A 23,692-nucleotide genomic window follows, 5' to 3' on the forward strand; every position below is an offset into this window, starting at 1 on the left:
TGAATGAGTTATGGGGAGATGCTTTTTGCCTGCTTTAAATCTTTGGCAAAATTTTGTAAGGCTAAGGTGTTGTACTTAGGCGGTTAGATACGGCGTCAAGATTTAACTATTGATAAGGGTGTATATGGATAGTTTGTCAGAAGTGAGTTTTCTGGTAGTCATATCAGGTGAACTACTCATGACTAGTTCACTATTCAGTACTCAGTTGTCTCATCCGAAATTTTCAGTTTGAGGCCGCTGTGTTTAAACGGCAACTGTTGCCATTTAACCCTGAGGCAAGGCATAACCATATATGACTGTTGGGTCTATTCACCGTTTGCTTTATGGTTGCTGAGACTGCGTTATTCTTTCCACCTAAACCTAAACCGTTACTGATTCGGTTGGTGCAGAGTGTGTCATATCTGGTGCTACAGCGGTTGTACCGATGCGGATTAGTGGTGTCCGATGACGATGTAGCTAAACTGCGGGCATTGGATGGCGCACGGGTGGTTTATGTGTGTAATCATCCCACTATGGAAGACGGTATGGTGCTATTTAGCCTGGCGGCACGGGTAGGCCAACTGTGGCACTATATTGTGGCTCGGGAGTCGTTCAAAGGGCTGCAGGGACCATTTTTACAATGGATGGGCTGTTACTCTATTCGTCGGGGATTGGGGGATAGGGCTAGCATTGCTCAGACGCTGAGTCTGTTAAGGGAACCTGGGGCGCAGGTGGTGATTTTTCCAGAAGGTGGCTGCTCTTATCAAAATGATACGGTGATGCCGTTTCGGTCGGGGGCAATCCAAATGCCGATGCAGGTAATCGCGCAGCTGATGAAGAAGACCCCTGATGCGGATTTGTATGTTGTGCCGATTTCGCTGAAGTATCGCTATACTCAGCCGATGACGTCAGTTATCCAGGAGACATTACAGGGTCTGGAGGACGAACTCGGTTTAGTATCTGAAGATCCCCAGGATTTTTATCAGCGGTTACTTGCGATCGCATCCTTGATCATCACACGTATAGAAACAGAATTTGGCTTAACTAGGGAACCGGATCAAGACTGGAATCAACGGATCAGCCGTTTGCGGAATCATGTCATCAGTCAGTGTGAACAGCAGCTGGATCTAGAATCCAATGGAGCACCGATTCGAGAACGAGTTTATCGGATCCAGGCATTATTAGAGGCAGAAGAACCGAAAACGGTTGCTGAAGGGGATGCCCTCTATTGGACGACGGTAAGATTGCTGAATTTTGATGCCATTTATGATGGTTATGTTGCGGCTAAGCCTACTCCGGAGAGGTTTCTAGACACATTGATGCGTTTAGAACGAGAGGTGTATCAGGTTGAACATATTCAGCCTAAGGCTCATCGCCAGGCTGTTTTCCGAGTCGGTGAACCGATTAATCTAAAAGATTACGTCAAGGAGTTTCGAGCTGATAAGGCAGGAACCGTGACTCGGCTCACAGAACAGTTACGCACAGCTGTGCAAGACAATTTAGCTGTGTAGTAGGGACTGTGCCTTGTGCTAGCCCTTACAAAATATTCGTTGTGATGGGCAATTTTCTCTCTCTTTTGTTTCCTGTTTTGCTATTATCTAAACAGATTAATAACAAAACAGCGAGTTTCTTTTGCCTCGCTTCATCCACAGATGTCACCCAGATTGTCGGGACAGGTGTGATCGTCAATATCAATGCCGCTGAGGTCGAGCAGCTGCCATTCTCCTTCTACGGCGGGGGTGAGAATTGCACCGATGGGACTAATATCTGTAAAGGGGTTGTAACCAACATTGAGGGAGCGAATGGTGGGGATCTCAGCCACAGGTGCGATATTGTCGATTTGGTTGTAGCTAATATCTAGGGTAGTGAGTTGCCCTAGGGCGGTGAGGGCAGTAATGTCCTGTAGCTGAGTGTTGGCAAGACGTAGGGTTTGCAGCTGAGTGAGCTGAGCAATGGGGGCTAAGTCGCCAATGACGTGCCCGCTCAGGTTGAGAGCAGTGAGATTGGGGGTTGCGATCGCAATTATATGCAAATCCACACCCGTCGGAAAATCTACCATCAAACCGTTGTCTGGTACGTAGTTCCTCTGTATCTGTGCCCCCCGTAAAACCTCCATCGCAGCCAGCTGCTGTGCGGCTACATTACAGTTGCTAATGCCCAATGCCGACATCAAAGCTTCCACCGTTTGCCAGGAATAAGGGCGGCTGTATAGGGCACTACTCCACTCGCCTGCCCCCCCTTGAAATGCTTCGCACAAGTCAGCAAATGTGGGTTGAGGCAGTTCTATTCCATAGGTTGCAACTGGTGTAATGGCTGCAGTGCACCAGACGGTAGCTGCGCCAGCTAGTAAATGCATTGCCAAATGGTTGAGTTTGGGCATAATTACCTTTTGGGCACTAGACTCACCAGCATTGGACCATTAATTTCTCCCAATAGTCATTAATCTTTAATAACCATTCATATTTCGCAGATTTTAGAATACTCAAGCAGATATCTCGTCTTTTTTATCCCGGTAATTTCTTAAACGTATCAAAGAACTCTCTTTGGTCTAAAGCAATCAAAAGAATTCAAATTCAGAAACTAAAATGGGAACAATCAAAACGATCTTCTTCAGTGCTATTGTTCTCATTTTAGAAAGTATCGAAAATTACATAGGGTTTTGCCCCCTGTATGACTTGCAATAATGAGTGGTTTGGTCATTTCGTAACCACCATCACATGACAGAATCGCTATCATAGGAGAGAATGAAGTATGGCATCTAGGATCCGGTCGCAAGATTGTCCCATCAATGGTGGGGAATAAAGTTTATCTTGCTATGAGATTAGGTAGGGTGAGGGTCTATCGGTAATTACGTATTTTAATACGACGATATAAAAAGGCCCGATAAATTCTTCCGCAAATTCCGTATTCATTACTTCATGATGTGCGGAAGTCCCTATAGGACCAGGGTAATCTTAATATCAGGTAGTCTTGTCAGTCAGGTTTTCTATGGAAGGAGCGCAGCCATCGCTTCAAACCCAGCAGCGTGTCCTTGCCGCAATTGTGGTAACAGACGCTGTTGGGTTTAGTGCCCAGATGTCCTCTGATGAAGAACGGGCACTGGCGATTATTAATCGAGATCTTAAGCAGATTGCCGGACTGTGCAATGTGTTTAAGGGTCAGGTGCTTAAATCAACTGGCGATGGTCTATTGATGTGCTTTTTTAGCGCAGCTCAGGCCGTGGCTTGTGCACTGAATATTCAAAAAAAACTGCGCGGGGATAGCAAGCGGGATAGCTTTGACCATCGCATTGGCATTCATCTAGGCGATGTGTACATAAACAATTCCGACGTTATGGGGAATGGCGTCAACATTGCGGCTCGTTTAGAAAGCTTTGCCGCTCCTGGTGAAATCTGTGTTTCTCAGGTGGTCTATGATGTCGTCAAAAGTCGCCTAGATTTAGATGCGACATTTCTTGGCCCGCTAAATCTTAAAAATATTCAAGAATCAGTCCCTGCTTATCAGCTACGGCCAGTCATTGAGCTGGAGGTGTCTGATGCGGAGATGACCCGACCATTTTTTGCTGAAGGGTTTGAAGGTTATGCCTTTGAGAGCCCAATTGATCAGGCTTTACAAAGTCTAGGTGACCATCCCGATCATCTGCGGATCAAAAAACTGATTTTTGGTACCTGTCAAAACCTATGGGAAAACGACACTACCGTTCTGGATCAGTTTTCATTGCAGCATCTGATTGACGCATTGGTGCAGCGCAATCCGTCAGTGGAGCATTGCCGTGCGAGTCTTTACCGCATTGTGGCTACCCTCAACCATAAAGAGGTCTACTCTGATGTGGCTGAGGTAATTTTGCAGGCCATTACGCCGTTATATATAGAACGGGCGGCCAGTTTACTTCCTGGTGGGGAGCCAGAAGAAGCTGAGGATGCGGCAGAAGAAAGTGTAGAGGAATCTAAGGATCGCTATCAACAGGTGGCGGATGAGCTAGAGCGAGATTCCCAGATTATCCGGATAAAAAAAGTTTTATATTGTCTGTGCCATAAAGTTTGGGAAACGGATATCCGTAAAATTGAGCAAGCGGATACGGCGATTTTGATACAGCAGCTGTATCAGCTGACACCAACACCCAACGATCTTAAATATCGGTTACGTCATTTATTGCACCATCTAAATCGCAAAACTAAATACACCAAAATTGTAAATATTATTTTTAAGGCCTTTCATCCCCTTTATAGTGCTCAAACTGAGCTGATCCCGATGTCAACACCGGGGTTCCCCACCGCCAACGACACCGATAGTCCAGAAACCTGTTTTGGGGATCTGCCGGTTGGTATTCATCCTGAAAATACCGTCGCCTATTCAGCGAAGTCTTTAGAAGGACCTTCTATGGAGGTGGCCCAGGTGAAAGACCGGGCCGATTTGTTTGAGCTCAGGCTCGATATCATCAAATATTGCAACCCGCTACGGGCTAAAATCTTGCTGCATTCCACCCTTTACAGTCCCTTTACCGGAAGTTCACAAGAGTGGTCATTGCTACGTAGTAAAACCTTAGAAGACTTTTTACGAGAAGTTTTCAACTATTGTTCTTCATTCCAAGACTTGGAAAGTAAATTATCTATTATTGTTCACTGTTTAGAAGACACCGATGACAATGAGCCCGTTGTCACTGCTATTTTGAATGCTATTAAACCCTATTACGCTGAACCAGACGAAGTGGTAATCCCTGTCGATAGTGCTAGAGCTGCTGTGTCTGCTGTTACCTCAATGAGGCCTGCATCCTATGGATAATGCTGCTGAACTATTAGCCTGTTATAACAGTGGCCAAAAGGACTTTAGTGGTCTGTGCCTAGCGAATTTACAGATGCCAAAAGTGGATCTGATCGGCGCGAACTTTTCGAAAGCTGATCTAGAACGTACGGATCTGATGTTTGCCTATTTGAGCCGGGTGAATATGCAGCAGGCGAACCTTAGCCATGCCAACCTGAGCGGCGTCAATCTGAATCAGGCGAATCTGATTTATACCAACCTGAGTGATGCTAATTTGCATGGCGCGAGTTTACAGGGGGCCGACCTGCGGGGGGCTGATCTCACCCTGGCCGATCTATTTGATGTGAATTTAGCCGACGCTGATCTCCGTAATGCTGACCTGAGCGGCGCTAACTTAACTGGGGCTTGTTTACGGGGGGCGAATCTGCGGCAAGAACTGCGCAGTGAGCAAACAATTTTGCGAGGGGCCCATTTGCGTCAGGTGGATCTGCGCGGGGCCAACCTGAAAGGGGCGGATCTGGCCAATGTCGATCTGAGTGGTGCCAACCTGAGTGAGGCGTTTCTCAAAGATGCTGATCTGCGCAATGCCAACTTGAACGGTGCCAACCTTAAGGGTGCATCATTGGCAGATGCTCAGTTAGAAGGTGCTAATTTGCGCTATGCTAATTTGACCCGCACCCGTGCCCAGCGGGCAAATCTATCTGGCTGCGATTTTACTGGTGCTGATCTAAAGGGCGTGAATCTTACTGATACTAAGCTTTGTGGTGCTCAACTTTTCCAGATTGTTATGGTTGATGCCCGGTTGCTGCGTTCTGACCTGAGTCGAGCTAATCTAAGTGGTGCTGACCTGACCCAGGCTGACTTGACTAATGCTTATTTGGGACGCACTAATTTAGGTGAGGCGAATCTGACTGACGCGATTTTGTTTAAGGCTGAACTAAGTAGTGCGAACTTAGCTGGCGCTAAACTCAGTGGGACAACTATGCCTGATGGAAAAGTGCAGGGCTAATAGTGAATTGTTAATCTAGACATCCCCGCAAGTGAGTGCCCCGTTAGGGAGGTCATCATAATGTCCTCTTTGGTGGTGAACCCTGTGAGGGGATTGTTTTCTGCACCAAAGATCAATGTGCCGTGTAGTTGATTATTGGGCTGGGGGCCAGAACAATGTGGCTATTGAGGTCAAAATTTGAGGTGTGTGATCGGGAACTTGTTGTCTGGGGCGGTTCTGGCAAGAACAATGGATTTGTAGGGGTCGGGGACGTAGGTTTGTTTGCAATCATGAATAATATTAAATTGCGTAGTTGATTCTCTGAGTTGACTTCTTGCCCCTGCATTAAACGTTGGTAATGTACGTAGTATTCAATATTCGTCAGGAACTCCTATGGCAAGCTTTCAGCCTCTGAACATTCCTATATCAAAGTGAACGAATACAACTAATTTTTCAGCTAGAGCATAATGCCTGTGAATAGCTATAAATTTCTACGTCTAACTGAATATGCTAGTGTTGCTGCTACTGTCGTTGGTGCGATCGCAACCATATCAACTCAGCAAGTCGCCTATACAGCGGTTCCTCTAGCCTTTAGCGTTAGCCTGAATTTAATCAGCCGTCGCCAGCAAGAAAAACGTTTAGAGCAACGCTTCAGCCAAACCCAAAAAGAGACTGATCAGCAACTACAGCAAATTCAGCGACGACTAAAAAAATTAGATCTCTCAATTGTCGATGTAACTTCCTCTGTTCAGACCGATAGTCAAGCCCTATCTGAGCAAGCTACCCAACAGATTCAATCGCTCTCCAGCGAGATTAGCTCATTGCAAGAGCACCTCGCTCAACAAAGCACCACCAGTCAAACTAGCGTTGACCAAGTCGTAGAGGAGTTGCGGCAGCTACAGCTATCGGTTCCAGAGGCCATCTCCTCAGCTCAACACGATAGCCAGTCGCAAGTTGAGCGCTTGGCTGAGCGAATTCAAGACCTGTCTAACGATACCCAATCGCTACGGAAGCACCTAGCTCAACAGAGTGATATCAGCCAAACAAGTATCGGCCAAGTTGCTGAAGAGTTACGGCAACTACAAGTATTGGTCACAGAAACAATTGCATCGACACAGAGCGAGCGTCAGTCTCTATCTGAGCAAGCTACCCAGCAGAGTCAATCACTTTCCAGCGAGATCAACTCATTGCGGGAGCAACTCGTTTACCAAGGGACCAGTAGCCAAACTAGCCTCGATCAAGTTACTGAGCGTTTTCGGCAATTACAAGTATCAGTCACTGACCTCACAGTTCGTTCTGAGAGAGTGCTTGACCAAGTTGCGAGTACCCTAGCCGAGACCCGCGAGCAAGTTATCCGTGAGCAGCAGGCTAATCTGGAGGCAACAACTCAGAGCCTAAGCAACAATATTACTCAGTTACAGGATGAACTCAATAGGCTCAAGCTAGATGTCGATGAGTTTAGATCTCGGCTTGAAGCTAGTCTCTCTGCTACTCAACCAGATTTTCCACACAATATTGTTCCAAATCTACCTACTGAGGATGAGTGCGATCGCGAAATTGTTTTAGGTATTGATTTTGGTACAGGCTTTACCAAAGTCTGCTTTTGGGATGTTGGCAGTGATCAGGCTGAAATCGTTACATTTGCCTCACCTACAGAAGAAGAGGTGACTCTGGAGCAAGCCTTAATTCCTACTAATCTGGCTATTTTGAGTGATGATACTTTGCTTACAGGGCTCAACATAGCCGAATGGGAAAATAACACTCATTCGATTAAGCGCTCAGTAAACTTTATCAAAATGCGTCTGGCAGACCTAGATATGCCTGCAACTGATTCTTGGCGTCTTGAGCAAGTCCCTGAGTTACATGAACCTGTTGTGGTTGAAAGCATCTGTGCATATTATCTCAGTCAGGTTATCACCAGAGCACAAGCTTGGATTCAAGTAAATCGCCCCGATCTTTTCAAAAATCAAACGATTCACTGGAGTGTAAATATTGGTGTCCCAGCAGCATATTGCGACTCACCAACCCTTGAGCGCTTTCATAAAGTTCTTTCCTTAGCTTGGCTCTTGACTTATAGTCCTTTAGGATCTAGAAGACTTACACTACAAAAACTTCAACAGCTGATAACCCATTTCAAGGGGTGGATGAATGCTAATGTTGCTCAAGAGGCGTTAGCTTGCATCACTACTCCAGAGATTACAGCAGCAGCATGGTCTTTCCTTAGCTCACAGGCTGCTCAGGATGGTTTTTACACTCTGTTTGATATTGGTGATGGGACGCTTGATGGGTCTGCATTCCGATTTTGGCGCGATGAAGGAATGCGGCGTCTAGATATTTACGAAACGGAGGTTAAACCCCTTGGAGTAAGTGCGCTGACTAAACAAGCCGCAGACGAACTTGACAGATCATTTGAATATGTTCGCCAAAGTCTATCAAGACCTAATGATCTAGAATTTCAGCAGAAAATCCAAGATAGCAAAAGCAGGAAGAGAGTGCAGGAACTTGTTGCTAGTGTTGTGTTCGATGGAAACAAAAAACATCACATCTTACGACGTGCCCTTGCCAAGGACGAAATTGGAACTAAATTGAGAGTTTTAGTTGGTGGCGGTGGGAGTAATATTCCATTTTTCCAGAAAACAATCGAGTCTACTCACGGTGATTTCAACCATAAAAATAGTGAGATTCCGTCCTATCAACTAAAAGAGATTCCTGCACCCGAGAACCTAGTTACCAATGGTCTTGCGCCGAAAGAATTTGGCCGATTTACTGTCGCCTATGGCTTATGTATGCTTGCTTACGAAGATCCTGACTTTATGCGCTTACCCAGTCAGGTGGAAAAAGATGAAGCACCGATAAGACCAGAATATACTCATACAGAACGTTATGAAGATACGCGAGATTTGATGTAAACGCTGATAAAAAAGTCCATGTCATCAACGAATAACTGGAATCCGGAAGTCCCAGGACAAGACGTCCGACTAAAATCCAATCCTGGTAAACGGGGGCAAACAACTGGGCGTATCAGACGATTGGGCAATCGTATCCTGGTAGAAGTCGAATTTGGCCCTGCCGAAAAGATATACCGCCCAAAAAACCTCCTTGAACTCTGCTGTGATGATGAAAGCATTGAAGGCTTAATGCGGCAGGGGCGATTTGGCGGGCCAGATGATCTGCGACGGATTCTCACCTTTGAGAAAGTGAAAGGTCAGCTGACAAACGTGTTTTACAGTATGGAGGCTAGCCAGACAGATTTCTATCCCCATCAGTTTAAGCCCGTTCTTAAGTTCCTTAACTCTCCGGTAGGGCGTCTTTTGATTGCAGATGAAGTGGGCCTTGGTAAAACCATTGAAGCCATGTACATCTGGAAAGAACTCCAGACCCGAGAAGATGCCAGGCGCTTGTTGATTGTGTGCCCGGCGATGTTACGCCAAAAATGGCAAGATGACCTGCGACAGCGGTTTAATATTTTCGCGGATATTGTTGATGCAAAAGAGTTGTTGCGTCGAGTGAGGCTATGTCTTGAGCACCAGAAACCGCAAGCGTTTGTCTGTATCGCAAGTCTTGAAGGATTACGTCCAGGGCGCAACTGGGAAGGTATTAAGGCTGCCAATGCCCGTGATGAGCTAGCGCGTCTGTTAGATGCTAACCCCAGCAGTGAGTCCCTGAGCCTGTTTGATCTTGCCATCATTGATGAAGCCCACTACCTGCGTAATGCAACAACGGCGAGTAATCAAGTAGGGCAGCTGATTCGTGATGCCACCAAACACCTCATTCTGCTTACGGCCACACCGATTCAAACCGATAGCTCTAATCTGTATCAGATACTGCGCATCATCAGCCCTGACGATTTTTTTAATGCTGATATTTTTAACAATATGCTGGAGGCAAACGAACCCGTTGTTCATGCATTGCGCCATTTGTGGGCTAGCCCGCCAGAGCCTGCCAAAGCTCGCGAAGCTTTACAGCGGGCCTCCACCTCTGGTTACTTTGCGGATAATCCTTTACTTGAGCAAATCCAGCAGAGTTTATCAAGTCTGAAACAAGTTGATGAAAGCGAACGGATTGAACTTGGCTACAAACTTGAAAAAGTTTCTTTACTAGGACAGTATATTACCCGTAGCCGTAAACGCGATGTCTTAAGCAATCGGGTTAAGCGTGATCCACAGACACTTGAGGTCAGGTTTTCATCCTTAGAACAAGAGGTCTATGATCGCGTTAGTGAATATATTCGTGAACAGAGTAAGGGCAAAAAAGGGGCACCACTCTTTCAGCTAATCTCAAAGCAGCGTCAAATGGCCAGTTGCATGGTAGCTGCGCTGGAAGCTTGGCAGAATGATGCTTCTCTGAGTGCTCTGGTTGACGAAGCCCTGTGGGAAGATTTTGGCAAAATACCGGAGCAAAGGAGTACTAGTCCATTATCTGTTGCCACACCTTCAGCCCTGAAAAAAGTCAACATTCGAGAGTTAGAGGTCTGTGACAGCAAATATTTGAAGCTACAGGGCTTTCTTAAAGAACAGCTCAAGGAAAAGCCTGGTGAAAAATTTGTTATTTTTGCCTACTTTCGAGGGACATTAAAGTACTTACAACGTCGTTTAGAAGCCGCTAATATCTCTAACTGTCTGATTATGGGAGACATGGGAGATGATAAGTGGACAGCCGTCGAACAGTTTCGCCAAGATAATGGCCCTTCGGTTCTGTTATCTTCTGAGGTGGGCAGCGAGGGCATTGATCTTCAGCATTGCCGTTTTCTGATCAACTACGATCTGCCCTGGAATCCAATGCGAGTCGAGCAGCGTATTGGTCGTTTAGATCGATTAGGGCAACCAGCAGAACGCATTTCAATTATTAATTTTAGCCTGGTCGATACTATTGAGGAAAGAATCCTCGAACGACTTTACGATCGCATTCAGATATTCAAAGAGAGTATTGGTGATATTGAAAGCATTTTAGGCCAGGCTACTGAAAAGTTGTTAGTCGATCTTTTTTCCGCAGACTTGTCTCCTGAAGAGAAAGAAGAACAGGCAATCATAACAGGTGATGCGCTCATTAAAAATCGATTTTTTCAAAATGAGTTAGAGACCGAAGCTGTCAATATGTTAGCTTTTGCAGATCACATTTTGGACTCTATCAATCAGAGTCGAGATCAGGGACGATGGCTTCAACCCGACGAACTGCTAGCCTTTGTAGAAGATTGTTTTTCTCGTTACTACCCTGGCACGGTCATTGAGCCAAAACCCAATGAACCTAAGCTTTATAACATTACATTATCCGAGCAGGCCAAGATTGATCTACAATTTTTTATAGGTAAAAATCGCTGCGCTACGCCGACACAGCTACATAAGTCAGGTAGACCCGTGAGCTGCTTTTTTGACCCTAAAATTTCAGGCAGTATGGGTAAGCGCAATGAGCTTTTAGACCCCACCCATCCTCTGATTCTATGGATTCGCGAGCGATATACTACGTCGGAGCAAACTCTACATCCAGTGTCTGCTATCAAAACACAAGCAAACGAGATCGATCTATTATCAGGGCTTTATGCCTATTCGGTGCATCGCTGGACATTTTCAGGCATTAAAACAGAAAGTCAAATCGCTTACAAAATTATTCGTATAGACGATGGCCATGTCCTATCTGATCAAGATTCTGAGGCCATACTTTCTACGCTAATGAAACAAGGGCAGATAAAGCCCAATGCACAAAATTTCATTGAGGATATTGACGATGTGCTTGCCCATCTATCGACCTGTAATGAACATATTGACCAAGCATTTAACCAGGCACTTGAAGATTTCTATATTGATAACGAGAATCGCTGTAATATTCAAGAAAAGAGTGCGCGTGCCTTTGCTGAACGTAAACAGCGTGAATTAGAATCTCGTTTAGAACGTTTTCGTCAGGCGGGTAAAACCCAAATTATTCCAGCAACAGAGGGACAACTTAAAAAGGTTAAGCGAGAGCTGGAAGTTAAGCTTAAAAATATTCAAGAAAAACGTGATGATCTAACCTGTGAGCCTAAACCTTTAGCTGCTGGTGTTATCTTCGTTGAAGCAAAAATCGGTTAGCTAGATTCTCCCTTATGCAGTGAGATAATCTCGTAGGGGTGGTGCCTTGTGCCCACCCCGCAACATCTAAGGCCATTAACCAGAATTCTTGCTGTGCGAGATCGAGTGGGTAGCGTTGGTTACCCAGGATAGGTACAAGACCTTCTGCCTCTACAAATATCTCCTACAGGCGTAGCCTGGGTGGAGTGTGCTCAGCCAGAGGCTGGGCAGTAGCTTGTGCTGGGTGAGCAGAGCCGAAGCCAGACCCATGCAACAACGTATAAAAACAAGGAATTACAAATAACGTCAACACCGTTGCCAACGACAATCCCCAAAAAATTACCACACCTAACGGTTGCAAAAACTCCGACCCCTCACCTAGGCCCAATGCCAACGGTAACATACCCAACGCCGTCGTCACCGTCGTCATCAAAATCGGTCGCAACCGCTGCGGAGCCGCTTTAAGCATAGCCACCATGCGACTACATTCCTCTGTCACATAAATCTGATTCGCCAGCTCCACTAAAATAATTGCATTGTTCACCACAATGCCCACCAGTAGCACCGCCCCCACAACCACCGTTGCGCCAATGGCTGTCTCAGTCATATACAGCCCCAGAATTCCGCCCGCTAAGGCCAAGGGCACCGTCAACATGATCACTAACGGATCAATCAGTGAATTGTACTGCACTGCCATCACAGTAAACACCAAGAAGACTGCCAGACCCCCCAGCAGCCCTAGCCCATTTTGAATGGCCTCATTACTCTGGGCACTAAAGCTAGGTAGACGAGTGACTCCCTGCGGTAGCGTTACTGTTTCCATTACCCGGTCCACCTCATCTAGGGCCTCACCCAGGCTAGCCTCTTCTGCTAAACGACCTTCGATAATAAACACCTGTCGCTGGTTAATCCGCTGAATTTCACCCAGCGACTGACCCTTTTCAATACTGGCCACATCACTCAGGCGTACTTGCTGATTACTACTCAACAGCGGCAGCTGACTGAGCTGAGCCAGATTCTGTACCAGACTATCCGGTGTTTGTACCCGTACATCAATCAGTCGATCACCGCGCTGCAGTTGTGTGGGCACCACTCCCGAGAGAATCGTCTCAACAGTACGACCAATCTCCTCAGCCGAGAGACCTACATCAGCCGCCCGCTCCCAGTCAGGTCTAATCTGGATTTCTGGCTGAGGCGGATCAGCATCGGGTAAATAACTAGCCAGTGTAGCTTGCTCACCCAGCGCATCAAGCACTTGCTGTCCTGCTTGTTCCAACAGTTCTGTATCACTACTCTGCAAAACAATGTCCACATCGCTGCGAACAGGAGAGTTACTTAAAATCAAGCCCCGCACAGAACCAGGTGAAACCCGTAAACGCGTTTTCACTAAATTTAACTGACCTAACTCCTGGTTCATGCGGTCAGTAAACGCTTCCACATTGGTTCCAGGCTTTAGCGTGAGCGTACTTGAACCCCGCAGAGCATTGTCGATACTCGTGCTACCAAACAGAAAACCACCGGACGTACTAAACACATAGTCAGATTCCGGCTGTTCTATGAGAATGTCGTCCAGAGCCGCCATCACCTGACGGTTTTCCTCTAGGGTGGTTCCAGGTGGCAGCTGCACCCACACCCTGACTTGACCATTACTAATGCTGGGCAAAATCTCCTGGGGAATCTGGCGCATCATAAACCAGCTGCCACCACCAAAAAGAAGAATAATTGCAGCTATTACGGCTATTCTCTGCTGTAGTACCCAGCTCAAGGTTCTGGCATAGCTCAATGTCAAGCCTTGCAGACGCCGACCAAACCAGCGTATGGGCCAGAAAGTACCGACTTTGCTGGAAGCTTTGATTGTTAGCAACCGTGCGGCCAGGGCAGGTACCACCGTTAACGCCACTAACAGCGAAGCCGCTACCGCTAGGCTGATGGTAACGACTAGCTCGCTAAACAACAGTGAGATAAATCCACCCATGAGCAAAAATGGTAACACTGCTACCAGATTTGTTGTGGTCGAAGCCACCAGTGCTGATTCTAATTCTTGACTGCTGGTTTCTGACTGACGAATGGCAAGGCGCGGACTACGAGCTACACCCTTAGCAATGTTTTCTAACATTACAATGGCGTTGTCTACAACAATGCCAACGCCCAGGGCTAATCCTCCCAAGCTAAAGACATTGAGTGATAGCCCAAATAGTCCTGATAACAACAGCGTCACCAGGGTGGCTAAGGGAATCGCTAATACAATAATAAATGTCTGTCGCAAAGAGCCCAGAAACATTAAGACAGCGATGGCAGCCAGAACAGTACCCGTTAAACCCGCCGTTGCTACGTTTCGAATCGAGTTTTGAATAAAGACAGATTCATCCAGGGTGACGTTGATGATCAGGTCGTTGGGCACCAAACCAGAGGCTTTAAACTGCTCTAACTGCTGTTTAACTCCCTCTACTACAGCAATTGTGTTTGCTGTTGGCTGTTTCTGAACACTCACTTTCACAGCTGGCTGACCGTTCAGGTTCACAAAAAGCCGCTGCTCTTCGGTGCCATCTATCACATCAGCAAAGTCTCGCAGATACACCTGCTGATCACCCACCTCAAACAGCAGATTCCGAATCTCTTCTGCATCACGGAATTTACCAGAAACCCGTGTCAGAGGCTCGCTGTTGGGTCCTTTTATGCGCCCTCCAGATGTATCCTGATTACGCTCTTCAAGAACATCCAGGACATCGCTAATTCCTAAGCCCAGTGCCTGTATCCGAGATGGATCCAGATTGACCTGAACTTCTTCCTGCACACCGCCCGACACATCAACACTCGCCACACCCGGTACAGTAGATAACTCCCGCGCTAATTCCTCGTCAGCAAACACCCGCAGATCCATGCCCTGCAATTTCTCTGAAGTGAGGGCCATCTCATAGACCGGCAACTGAGACGGGTCAAACTTAAACAACCGTGGCTGATCAATGTTATCTGGCAAACGGTTCCGAGCACGGTTCAGCGTTGCCGTAGCGTCATTCAATGCCTGGTCAATGTCGCCACCCGGTTCAAAATATAGGTCAACACTGACCCGTCCTTCTCGTGTCTTCGAAACGATCTGCACTACACCTTCCGTAGCGGCGAGTGCTTGCTCTAGAGGTCGGGTGATTTCATCCACTGCTACGTCGGGAGACACTCCGGGTGAATCAGCTCGCACTCCGATGCGTGGATAGGTAATGGACGGTAGCAGGTCTACTGGTAGTTGAGTGGTGAAGAATAGACCTAAGATGATGATGGCTACGGAGAGCATCAACGTAGCAATGTGACGACGAATGGCAAGTTTGCTGAGGCTCATTATTTACTCTCCCACACCCTCAGACAAAATGCTTAACCTGACTGCCTGCCCATTTTTCAAAGGCTTATCACTCTGCACCACAAACGGCTCACTTGCCTCCAGCCCAGAGAGAATTTCTACTCGCCCTTGTTCGGTCTGGCCCACTTCCACTGACCGGGCAACCACCGTAGTCTGTTCATTGTCTTTTTCAATCACAAAGATTGTATTTTCTTCTGTTCCACTCTCTAAAGCACTCACAGGCACAACAATTCGCGTTCCATCCGGTGGTGTAAATTTCACCCGTGCCAATAGACCGCTCCCAATACGACTATCTGGGTTTGGCATGGTCACTTCTACTGTCACCAGGCGGGATGTGGCATCAGCCACTGGGGAAATGCGGGAAATGCGCCCGATGATAGTGTCTAGATTTGGAAAGGCATCAAGACGAATCTGGGTAGGTTGTCCAATGGTGAGTTGCCCGAGGTCTAATTCAGAAACTTGGATGGTAACTTTTAAGGTGCTGAGGTCGCCGAGTTCTAAGAGTGTTGTTCCGGGTTGCACATAGTCACCGGGGTCTACCAGTCGAGTGAGAACAGTGGCAGGGGTTTGAGCTGTTAACTCTACCCATCTAAGTTGCTCTTTGGCTTCGGCAACGACGGCTTGCTGGGCATCGACCCGACCGGCGGCAGCTGCGATCGCATTCTGTCTGGTCTGCACCTGAGCCTCAGCGGAGTTAACAGCCTGCTCTGCATTAATCAAGGCTAGCTCAGCCGCCTCAGCCGCCTGTTGGGAAACGGCCCCTTGGTTGGCCAACTGTCGCAGCCGATCGGCATCAATTTTTGCCTGGTCCCTGGTCGCTTTGGCCTGGACAACAATTGCCTCAGCATCAGCGATGGATACCTGGTCTTGGGCAATTTCTGACTGTCTGACTGAAAGTTCTGCTTGGGCTTCATTCACCCGAGCGGTGAGGAGCCCACCATCTATTTCCCCTAAAACCTCGCCTGACAGTACCAGATCACCCACGTCTACAGTAAGTGCAATCACCTCACCTGCGGTTTGGGCTCTTAGAGCAATCTGTTGCTGTGGTTGAGTAGTGCCCGTATATTCCAGTGCTTCTATGAGGGTGCTGCTTTGGGCGCGGGCGGTTTCTACGGCTACGAGCCTATCTTCTTCACCAGGGCCACCTGGACGACCTGCCTGGGCTTCGCTGGGGGCAAAGAAACCACAGCTGGATAGCAACATAGCCAACCCGAACCCGGCAGTCAATTTAACACTGTGCTGAAGTCTTGTATGCCAAATGATCATGGGCTATTCCTTAGGTTCCCAAATCTCGGTCTAGGCAGGTTTAAACAATGGCTTCGTATCCCAAAACGCAGCCCGACACATCAGATTTGTTTTGCTAGGATACATCGATATTTTAACTTTTGTTAACAAAAACAGACACATAAAATTTTGCAGCCACTACTGTAAAGACAAAGTTAAATAGCATGCGTGTGTGGTAACTCAGCTGCCTACTCTTTTTATCCGTGTGTTGGCTAACACCATGTTAACGAGTGTAACGAATCCCTGGTGCTAACCGCAGGTAATAAGACGGGCAGACAGCTATATTTATTTAGCCGTGCGTTCAAAGAGGTGGTATAAGCAACCTTTTCTATTCGTCTAGACGTGTGTTCCACTGATGATATGTGAGTGTGCTGCGATCTTCAGCAGACGCAAACTATGATGGCTTAGCAATCGTCACTGAGTTCAAATGGAGTACTGGATCGATGACTCAACCCATTAAGTATGCCGATGTCGCAGATATTTACGATAATTATGTTCAAACGACCCTAGATATTCCTTTTTTGCTTGACCAAGTTAAAGGTGTATCGTCAGAAGTTTTGGAGCTCATGTGTGGTACAGGACGGATTTCCCTGCCACTGATTGAGGCAGGACTGAGGCTTACCTGTGTCGATAAGTCCCCTGAAATGCTGGCCGTTCTAGAGCAAAAGCTTGTTCAACGAGGCTTCTCTGCGACGCTGCACACTGGTGATGTTTGTGACCTTGATCTAGGTAAACAATTTGACCGTATTTTGTTGCCGTTTCAATCGTTTGCAGAGATCATTTCTCCAATTGCTCAACAGCGAACACTTGCTTGCATCCATAAGCATCTATCCTCAAATGGGCAGTTTATCTGTTCACTGCATAACCCCAAAATTAGGTTGAAGACAGTCGATGGTAGATTGAAGTTAAAAGCCCGTCCACCCCTGCCCAATGGAGCAGGCTCACTAATGCTTTGGGCTATGGAGACCTATGATCCTGAGAATAAAGTTGTCCATGGTCTCCAGTTTATTGAAACCTATAATCAGTATGGTATTCTTCAGTCTAAAAGATTTATAGATATTCAGTTTAGTGTGCTTGAAAAGGAGACATTTGAGAGCATGCTCAGCGATGCCGGGTTTAAAGTGTTAGCGCTATATGGAGATTATTTCTATGGAGACTTTCAATCCATGACAAGTCCTTTTATGATTTGGATACTTGGGAAGAAACCATAAAGCAGCATGGATGTTAGTGAATTAAGACAAGAATATATTCGAGAAGGGCTCAGACGAGAAAACCTCAACTTAGATCCCTTTAATCAATTTGAAAAGTGGTTTCAGCAAGCTTGTGAGAGCGATGTACCAGAGCCTAATGCCATGAGTCTTGCAACAGTATCGGCGGCTGGTGAACCGTCACAACGGATGGTGCTGCTCAAATATTTTGATCGCCAGGGGTTTGTGTTTTTTACTAACTATGAAAGTCAAAAAGCACATCACATAGATGAAAATCCTCACGTGTCCCTCTTATTTTTCTGGATTGCCCTAGAACGGCAGGTGCGCATATCAGGTCATGCTGTCAAGGTTTCCACAGGTGAATCCTTTAAATACTTTGCCACACGCCCACGGGGTAGCCAAATAGGTGCCTGGTGTTCACAACAAAGTTCAGTTATCTCGTCTCGTCAGGTTCTAGAACTAAAGCTGGATGAGATGAAACGCAAGTTTCAGAACCAAGAGGTTCCCCTACCTTCAGCATGGGGTGGTTACCGTGTTGTTCCCAGTCGATTTGAATTTTGGCAGGGCAGACCCAATCGATTGCATGATCGCTTTGCATACTCGCTTACAGAAGACCCCTCTAGCTGGCAGGTTAAACGGTTAGCTCCTTAAAGGATTCTTGGGACATTTCTGGTAAAGAAGTTACCCGTTATCCAGGCCCCCAACCCCCCGTAATTCTGTAGGGTTGACTCTTTAATCAAAAGGGGGCCTTCAACACCGTCTGCTTATGCTGGATCGCTCCTTAACTTACAAGCCAGTTCTCCGCCGCCGCCATGCCCTGACTTAGTATAGTTATCAAAATTAATAGGCGATGGAGCAACCTTCCAGATATTTTGACAATACTCCTGGATAGAGCGATCTGAAGAGAAATTACCCATGCGAATAGAATTTACAATGGACATATAGGTCCAATCTTCTATGTCACGATAGGTCTGACCAACAACCTGTTGCCAATCAACATAAGACTGATAGTCAGCCATCAGCATGAAAGGATCTTCGGTCAGCAATTTATCTAGGATGGGTCTAAACAGTTCAGTATCTCCCTGGGAAAAATGGCCCGAAGCAATCAGGTCGATAGCATCCTGTAAATAAGGATTAGCTTCATAATAATCCCGAGGATTGTAGCCTTTAGCTTTCAGCTCAGTGACCTGAGTAGCCGTTAAACCAAATAGAAAGAAATGGTCTTCTCCTACGGCTTGCCGAATTTCAACATTAGCACCGTCCAATGTCCCAATAGTGAGAGCACCGTTCATGGCGAACTTCATATTGCCAGTGCCAGACGCTTCAAATCCAGCGGTGGAAATTTGTTCTGATAAGTCAGAGGCTGGATAAATTCTCTGGCTGTTGGTGACATTGTAATTGGGTAAGAAAACCACCCGTAATTGATTATGCAGATCAGGATCTTTGTTGATCATATTCCCCACTGAGTTAATCAGTTTAATGATCAGCTTAGCCATGTGATATCCCGGAGCTGCTTTACCCCCAAAGATAAATGTGCGCGGTGTAACTTCTAAGTTGGGATTTTGTTTGAGCTGACTATACAGAGTAATAATGTGCAACACATTCAAATGCTGACGCTTATACTCATGGATACGTTTCACTTGGACGTCGAATAGGGAGGCGGGATCTACCAGAATGCCAAATTGATCATGAATACGACTAGATAAATCTCGCTTGGCAGATTGTTTAATCTTTCTCCAATCTTCTTGAAATGCAGCATCGTGGGCTAAAGATTCCAACTGCTGTAGCTCACCCAAGTTTTTGAGCCAGTTATCGCCAATATGTTGGTTAATCATCTGAGTTAAACGGGTGTTACTCAGAGCAATCCAGCGACGGGGGGTAACCCCATTGGTCATGTTGCAAAACTTTTCTGGAAATAGGTCGTAGAAGTCTTTGAGGACGGTCTGCTTTAACAATTCGCTGTGGAGTTTTGCCACACCATTGATGGTATGGCTACTGACACAGGCTAAGTTTGCCATGCGGATATAGCGTTCGCCACTTTCATCGATTAGGGACATCCGAGCTTGGCGAGCTGTATCTTTAGGAAATCGTATGCGGACAAGCTCTAGAAATCTGGCGTTGATTTCATAGATAATTTCCAGGTGACGCGGTAGCAGCTTGCCAAAGAGGCTGACTGACCATTTTTCTAGGGCCTCAGGCATTAAGGTGTGATTGGTATAGGCCAGGGTCTTTTGGGTGGTTTCCCAGGCTAAGTTCCAATCCATGTGGTACTCATCCACCAGTAGACGCATGAGTTCTACAGATGCGATCGCAGGGTGTGTATCGTTCAGCTGAATCGCAAATTTCTCAGGAAACTTCTCAACAGGAATATTTTGTCCCTTTAAAATACGAAACATATCCTGTAAAGAGCAGGAGACGAAGAAATACTGCTGCTCTAACCGTAGCTGTTTACCAGCCAAGGTTTCATCGTTAGGGTAGAGCACCTTGGTAAGATTTTCCGAAGACACTTTTGCTTCAACGGCACCGTAATAATTACCCTCGTTGAATACAGCGAAATCAAAGGACTCAATTGCTTCCGCTTTCCACAGCCGTAGCGTATTTGCGGTATTTACCTGGTAACCCAGAATGGGGGTATCGTAGGGAATTCCTAAAACCTCGCGGTCTGGCGTCCAATGAACCCGATACTGGCCTTTGTTATCCACATGGGCTTCAGTATGCCCTCCAAATTTCACTTCCATGGCCCATTCTGGGCGAGCCACTTCCCAAGGGTTGCCGTAGCGTAACCATTTGTCAGTGCGCTCTACCTGCCACCCATTACGAATCTCTTGGTGAAAAATGCCAAACTCATACCGAATGCCATAGCCTAACGAAGGTATTTCCAGAGAGGCTAGAGAATCCAAGTAGCAGGCCGCCAGTCGTCCTAGGCCACCGTTACCTAGGCCTGGTTCCTCTTCTTGGGCCAATAATGCGTCAAAATCTAACCCCAGCTCCTCTATGGCTTGCTTAACTTGATTGTAAATCCCCATGTTGATCAGGTTATTGCCCAAGTGGGGACCCATCAAAAACTCAGCCGAAAAATAGCAAACCGTACGAGCCCGATCCTGGGTATAGCTTTCTGCCGTGCTATTCCACCGATAGAGCATGCGATCGCGCACGAGATGTGCCAGAGCCATGTAATAGTCATGCTGAGTTGCTAAGGCAACGGGTTTTCCCTGGACAAAAAAGAGGCTGTCCAGAAAAGCCTTTTTCAATACTTCAACTGTGATACCTGTGCGATTTTCTGAAAGGGGTGTGGTGATCTCGGCAGATTGAGTTTTGAGAGAATCGCTCATAGGAATTCACAAAGCTTCCAAAATGAAAGCTCTCTAGGGTTGCTACTAATTTAATCAGATCAAATAACACGCAGAAAATGTGTTGTTTAAGACACAGTTTTATTGAGTCTTAAGCTTTGCAGCCTAAAACAAAACTAGTGATACAGTAATTCTTTGCGTCTCGTTTCAGGCTTGGCAGTAACAAAAGTCTACTATTTTACTCTACATAAATTAAACTTGTTGTCACTATCGTTTTTCTTTTCTGTAGAACAAGACTGTTGGTTTTGAATGATGGGGTCACTAATTTGAGGAGAGAAAACCTGGTTTTGATATCCTTTGTTGAAGATGGGATAGGGTATTTCTTGGAGCTGCTGCAACTTAACTAAACGCCATGTTTTTGTAGACACCAATTTGGGCAAGACTAAAAGAACAGTCTGATCGCCAGCATGGATCAAGTCCATGAGTCTCTGCATTGCAGTAGTTCTGAAGGTATTGTCAATCTCATGCTCTAATAATTGGCTTAAGCCAATTATTAGAGCATGAGGTGCTAATCTGTCTAGACTTTGTTGAACTAAGAGCTGAATTTCTTCCTGTGTTTGCATTTGATGCAACGTTTTAATGAGAGGCGAGACAATGGCGCTACCAAACTTGTGCAACTTTAATGCAAGTTGTTGGCGAACTTGCTGTGCTTGAGTTGTAATAAAGAGATGGACGGTGAGTCCGAGGAAGTCGTCAAAACTATAAGTTGAGAAATTATCGTCTACGCCTTCATCATGGGCGCAAGCACAAATTTCCCATAAGTCTTGGCTTTGAATGGAGTGCTGACTATGTAATGCAACTAAGGAAGCATCAAACAAGATAGACATGATCAAAAATACTAGCTGTAGGCTAGGACGGATGGTGGCAGACCAAACTAAAGTCTCTCTTCGAAGTCAGACTGTGAATTGAAAATGTTAGTAATAATGAGGGCTGTAACTTCAAGAACTGAGGCGTTTCCTAACCTGCCAAGGCTAAATCGTCACTTTGTACCTTGGTTCTAACTGGTCAATCTGGATAACTGGATATTAATTAGTGCGTTTTGCTTAACATCTAAAGTTGTACAACGTGTTAAAACGTATTGCAAGTTACAGATACAAAAAACTTTGATGTGGCGTACTGATCCCCTGACATTATGAAGCGTTAATTCTGGGGTTATTATCTTGTGCTACCCCAGTTAGTTTACGTAGTGATGTGCATGCTAGTCCAGCTAGGGGAGCATGCAATTGCAAGTGGTTGAGAGCTTACTGGGTAAGATTAGAGGCGTAGGTTGGTAGCTCAGTACCCTGGTAGATAAGAGCGATCGCAACTGCCAAAAATAAAATATAGCTTGGCGCACATAATTCAAAACATCAGTTGTTGCTGAAAGCTTAAATGGCAACAGCTATGTACGCAACAAACGGCTGCATGCATACATGCAGCCGTTTGCCATACTACCCCTACAGTAAAACTTAGTGCTGGTACCTCCTGGCAGCAGATTCTCTCTCGTTACACAGCATCCGATAGAGCCCTCTCATCCTGCATTTATCTTATTGAGGTAGGTTCTCGGGCTTGACATTAATTGTTCTAACCGCGCCATTCCTTTTCACTTCAAGGGTGAGTTGCTGACCTACCTTGCCATTGCTGACGATCCGTTGTACCTCTGCCGATTCGTCTACAGCCTGCCCGTCAATCGCCGTAATCACATCTCCAGCCCTTAAACCACTGCTGGCTGCGGGGGAATCTGACAGTACCCGAGCAATCAAGATACCGGTGTCTTCTTCTACGGTTAGGCCACTATTGGGATTAGCATTAATATCCTCTTTCACATCTGGACTCAGGGTAATCATCTGAATGCCCAAAAATGGATGCTGGACCTCGCCAGTGTCAGCGAGTTCCGTCGCAATCCGTTCCACCATGTTGATGGGGATGGCAAACCCTAATCCCTGGGCACCGTTGATGATAGCTGTATTCACACCGATGACTTCGCCTTGTTGGTTTAGCAAAGGACCACCAGAATTTCCTGGATTAATCGCTGTGTCGGTCTGGATAAACTCCACCCGTTTATCCGGTACACCCACCTGATTGCTAGAACGACCGACAGCGCTGACAATGCCCACTGTGACCGTGTTATCCAGGCCCAGGGGGTTGCCAATAGCAATGGACCATTCCCCTGGTTGCAGCTGGTCTGAGTTACCCAGGGGGACAGTAGGCAGATTGCGTTCATCGACCTTAATCACTGCAATGTCAGTTACAGGGTCACTACCCAGCACTCGACCATCCAAAATGCGACCATCTTTCAGGGTGACGGTCACTGTATCAGCGCCATCGACCACATGGGCATTGGTAATAATTTTGCCGTCATCGCTGATGATAAAGCCTGATCCCAGACCGCGTTCGGTGCGTTCTTGACTTCCCTGAGGCAAACGTCCCCCAAAGAATTGACGAAATGTAGGATCATTAAAAACATCTGGAATCCGTTGACTGACGGTGCGTGATGCATCGATACGCACGACGGCAGGGCCGACGTCAGTGACAACATCGGTAATAAAGTTAGGGTTTGCCGTTGGGGCAATGGCTGGCGTTGCAGGAGCTGTCTGGGCAACGGCAACTTGATTTTCTTGCCGCAGCGGTGACTCTGGTGACCAGGCCAAGAAGCTACCGGCAGTTGCTATGCCAGCTCCCATCACGAGACTGCTGAGGACTTGCCAGGAGCGGGACGGGTTAGGTGTATGAGGATGCGAATGAGACATGGT

At 46.5% G+C, this 23,692-nt stretch carries 13 protein-coding genes; 7 read left to right on the forward strand and 6 right to left on the reverse strand.

Annotation, left to right across the window (positions count from 1 at the left end; genetic code table 11):
- Positions 1–323: 323 nt before the first annotated feature.
- Positions 324–1,490, forward strand: coding sequence for a 1-acyl-sn-glycerol-3-phosphate acyltransferase (locus tag SPB21_RS28305; protein WP_499868355.1), 1,167 nt, complete (start codon positions 324–326; stop codon positions 1,488–1,490).
- Positions 1,491–1,621: 131 nt separating this feature from the next.
- On the opposite strand, the gene SPB21_RS28310 is transcribed toward SPB21_RS28305, so the two are convergent.
- On the reverse strand, positions 1,622–2,359 hold the full coding sequence (locus SPB21_RS28310; protein WP_499868357.1) for a leucine-rich repeat domain-containing protein: 738 nt from the start codon (positions 2,357–2,359) through the stop codon (positions 1,622–1,624).
- Positions 2,360–2,967: 608 nt separating this feature from the next.
- On the opposite strand from SPB21_RS28310, the gene SPB21_RS28315 reads away from it, so the two are divergent.
- The 4 genes from SPB21_RS28315 to SPB21_RS28330 all read left to right on the forward strand — a co-directional run bounded on the left by SPB21_RS28315 (position 2,968) and on the right by SPB21_RS28330 (position 11,790).
- Positions 2,968–4,761, forward strand: a complete 1,794-nt coding sequence (locus SPB21_RS28315) for an adenylate/guanylate cyclase domain-containing protein (RefSeq protein ID WP_499868359.1) — start codon at positions 2,968–2,970, stop codon at positions 4,759–4,761.
- A complete protein-coding gene (locus SPB21_RS28320) occupies positions 4,754–5,749 on the forward strand; it encodes a pentapeptide repeat-containing protein (RefSeq protein ID WP_006518223.1) in 996 nt (331 codons plus the stop codon). The genes SPB21_RS28315 and SPB21_RS28320 overlap by 8 nt, the downstream gene beginning before the upstream one ends.
- A gap of 452 nt (positions 5,750–6,201) precedes the next feature.
- Positions 6,202–8,637, forward strand: a complete 2,436-nt coding sequence (locus SPB21_RS28325; RefSeq protein ID WP_499868361.1) for a hypothetical protein — start codon at positions 6,202–6,204, stop codon at positions 8,635–8,637.
- 18 nt (positions 8,638–8,655) lie between these two features.
- Entirely contained in the window at positions 8,656–11,790 is a 3,135-nt protein-coding gene (locus SPB21_RS28330; RefSeq protein WP_499868363.1) for an SNF2-related protein, read from the forward strand.
- Between the two features lie 163 nt (positions 11,791–11,953).
- Here the strand turns inward: SPB21_RS28330 and SPB21_RS28335 are convergent, their stop codons facing one another.
- On the reverse strand, positions 11,954–15,100 hold the full coding sequence (locus SPB21_RS28335; protein ID WP_499868365.1) for an efflux RND transporter permease subunit: 3,147 nt from the start codon (positions 15,098–15,100) through the stop codon (positions 11,954–11,956).
- A gap of 3 nt (positions 15,101–15,103) precedes the next feature.
- Positions 15,104–16,384 (reverse strand): efflux RND transporter periplasmic adaptor subunit, encoded by a 1,281-nt coding sequence (locus SPB21_RS28340; protein ID WP_163660630.1) that lies wholly within the window; start codon positions 16,382–16,384, stop codon positions 15,104–15,106.
- Between the two features lie 461 nt (positions 16,385–16,845).
- Here SPB21_RS28340 and SPB21_RS28345 point away from each other — a divergent pair, with 461 nt between their 5' ends.
- Positions 16,846–17,613 carry a class I SAM-dependent methyltransferase gene (locus SPB21_RS28345; protein ID WP_163660632.1) on the forward strand — a complete coding sequence of 256 codons (768 nt, stop codon included), beginning with the start codon at positions 16,846–16,848 and terminating at the stop codon, positions 17,611–17,613.
- 6 nt (positions 17,614–17,619) lie between these two features.
- Positions 17,620–18,261 (forward strand): pyridoxamine 5'-phosphate oxidase, encoded by a 642-nt coding sequence (gene pdxH, locus SPB21_RS28350; protein WP_163660634.1) that lies wholly within the window; start codon positions 17,620–17,622, stop codon positions 18,259–18,261.
- 113 nt (positions 18,262–18,374) lie between these two features.
- Here the strand turns inward: pdxH and SPB21_RS28355 are convergent, their stop codons facing one another.
- The 3 genes from SPB21_RS28355 to SPB21_RS28365 all read right to left on the reverse strand — a co-directional run bounded on the left by SPB21_RS28355 (position 18,375) and on the right by SPB21_RS28365 (position 23,689).
- Positions 18,375–20,942: a glycogen/starch/alpha-glucan phosphorylase gene (locus SPB21_RS28355; protein WP_163660636.1), complete on the reverse strand. Its 2,568-nt coding sequence runs from the start codon at positions 20,940–20,942 to the stop codon at positions 18,375–18,377.
- A gap of 191 nt (positions 20,943–21,133) precedes the next feature.
- Positions 21,134–21,787 (reverse strand): hypothetical protein, encoded by a 654-nt coding sequence (locus tag SPB21_RS28360; protein WP_163660638.1) that lies wholly within the window; start codon positions 21,785–21,787, stop codon positions 21,134–21,136.
- Between the two features lie 699 nt (positions 21,788–22,486).
- A complete protein-coding gene (locus tag SPB21_RS28365; protein ID WP_163660640.1) occupies positions 22,487–23,689 on the reverse strand; it encodes an HhoA/HhoB/HtrA family serine endopeptidase in 1,203 nt (400 codons plus the stop codon).
- Between the last annotated feature and the right edge of the window lie 3 nt (positions 23,690–23,692).

It is taken from the genome of Leptothoe sp. ISB3NOV94-8A (assembly GCF_043421595.1).
GTDB classification, from domain to species: Bacteria; Cyanobacteriota; Cyanobacteriia; order Phormidesmidales; family Phormidesmidaceae; genus Leptothoe; species Leptothoe turfae.

Bases quoted from the DNA above. Each gene is read 5' to 3' on its own strand.
- SPB21_RS28305 (WP_499868355.1), top strand. From the start codon at position 324: ATGGTTGCTGAGACTGCGTTATTCTTTCCACCTAAACCTAAACCGTTA.
- SPB21_RS28335 (WP_499868365.1), bottom strand. From the start codon at position 15,100: ATGAGCCTCAGCAAACTTGCCATTCGTCGTCACATTGCTACGTTGATG.
- SPB21_RS28345 (WP_163660632.1), top strand. From the start codon at position 16,846: ATGACTCAACCCATTAAGTATGCCGATGTCGCAGATATTTACGATAAT.
- SPB21_RS28355 (WP_163660636.1), bottom strand. From the start codon at position 20,942: ATGAGCGATTCTCTCAAAACTCAATCTGCCGAGATCACCACACCCCTT.
- SPB21_RS28365 (WP_163660640.1), bottom strand. From the start codon at position 23,689: ATGTCTCATTCGCATCCTCATACACCTAACCCGTCCCGCTCCTGGCAA.
- SPB21_RS28315 (WP_499868359.1), top strand. From the start codon at position 2,968: ATGGAAGGAGCGCAGCCATCGCTTCAAACCCAGCAGCGTGTCCTTGCC.
- SPB21_RS28310 (WP_499868357.1), bottom strand. From the start codon at position 2,359: ATGCCCAAACTCAACCATTTGGCAATGCATTTACTAGCTGGCGCAGCT.
- SPB21_RS28330 (WP_499868363.1), top strand. From the start codon at position 8,656: ATGTCATCAACGAATAACTGGAATCCGGAAGTCCCAGGACAAGACGTC.
- SPB21_RS28320 (WP_006518223.1), top strand. From the start codon at position 4,754: ATGGATAATGCTGCTGAACTATTAGCCTGTTATAACAGTGGCCAAAAG.
- pdxH (WP_163660634.1), top strand. From the start codon at position 17,620: ATGGATGTTAGTGAATTAAGACAAGAATATATTCGAGAAGGGCTCAGA.
- SPB21_RS28340 (WP_163660630.1), bottom strand. From the start codon at position 16,384: ATGATCATTTGGCATACAAGACTTCAGCACAGTGTTAAATTGACTGCC.
- SPB21_RS28360 (WP_163660638.1), bottom strand. From the start codon at position 21,787: ATGTCTATCTTGTTTGATGCTTCCTTAGTTGCATTACATAGTCAGCAC.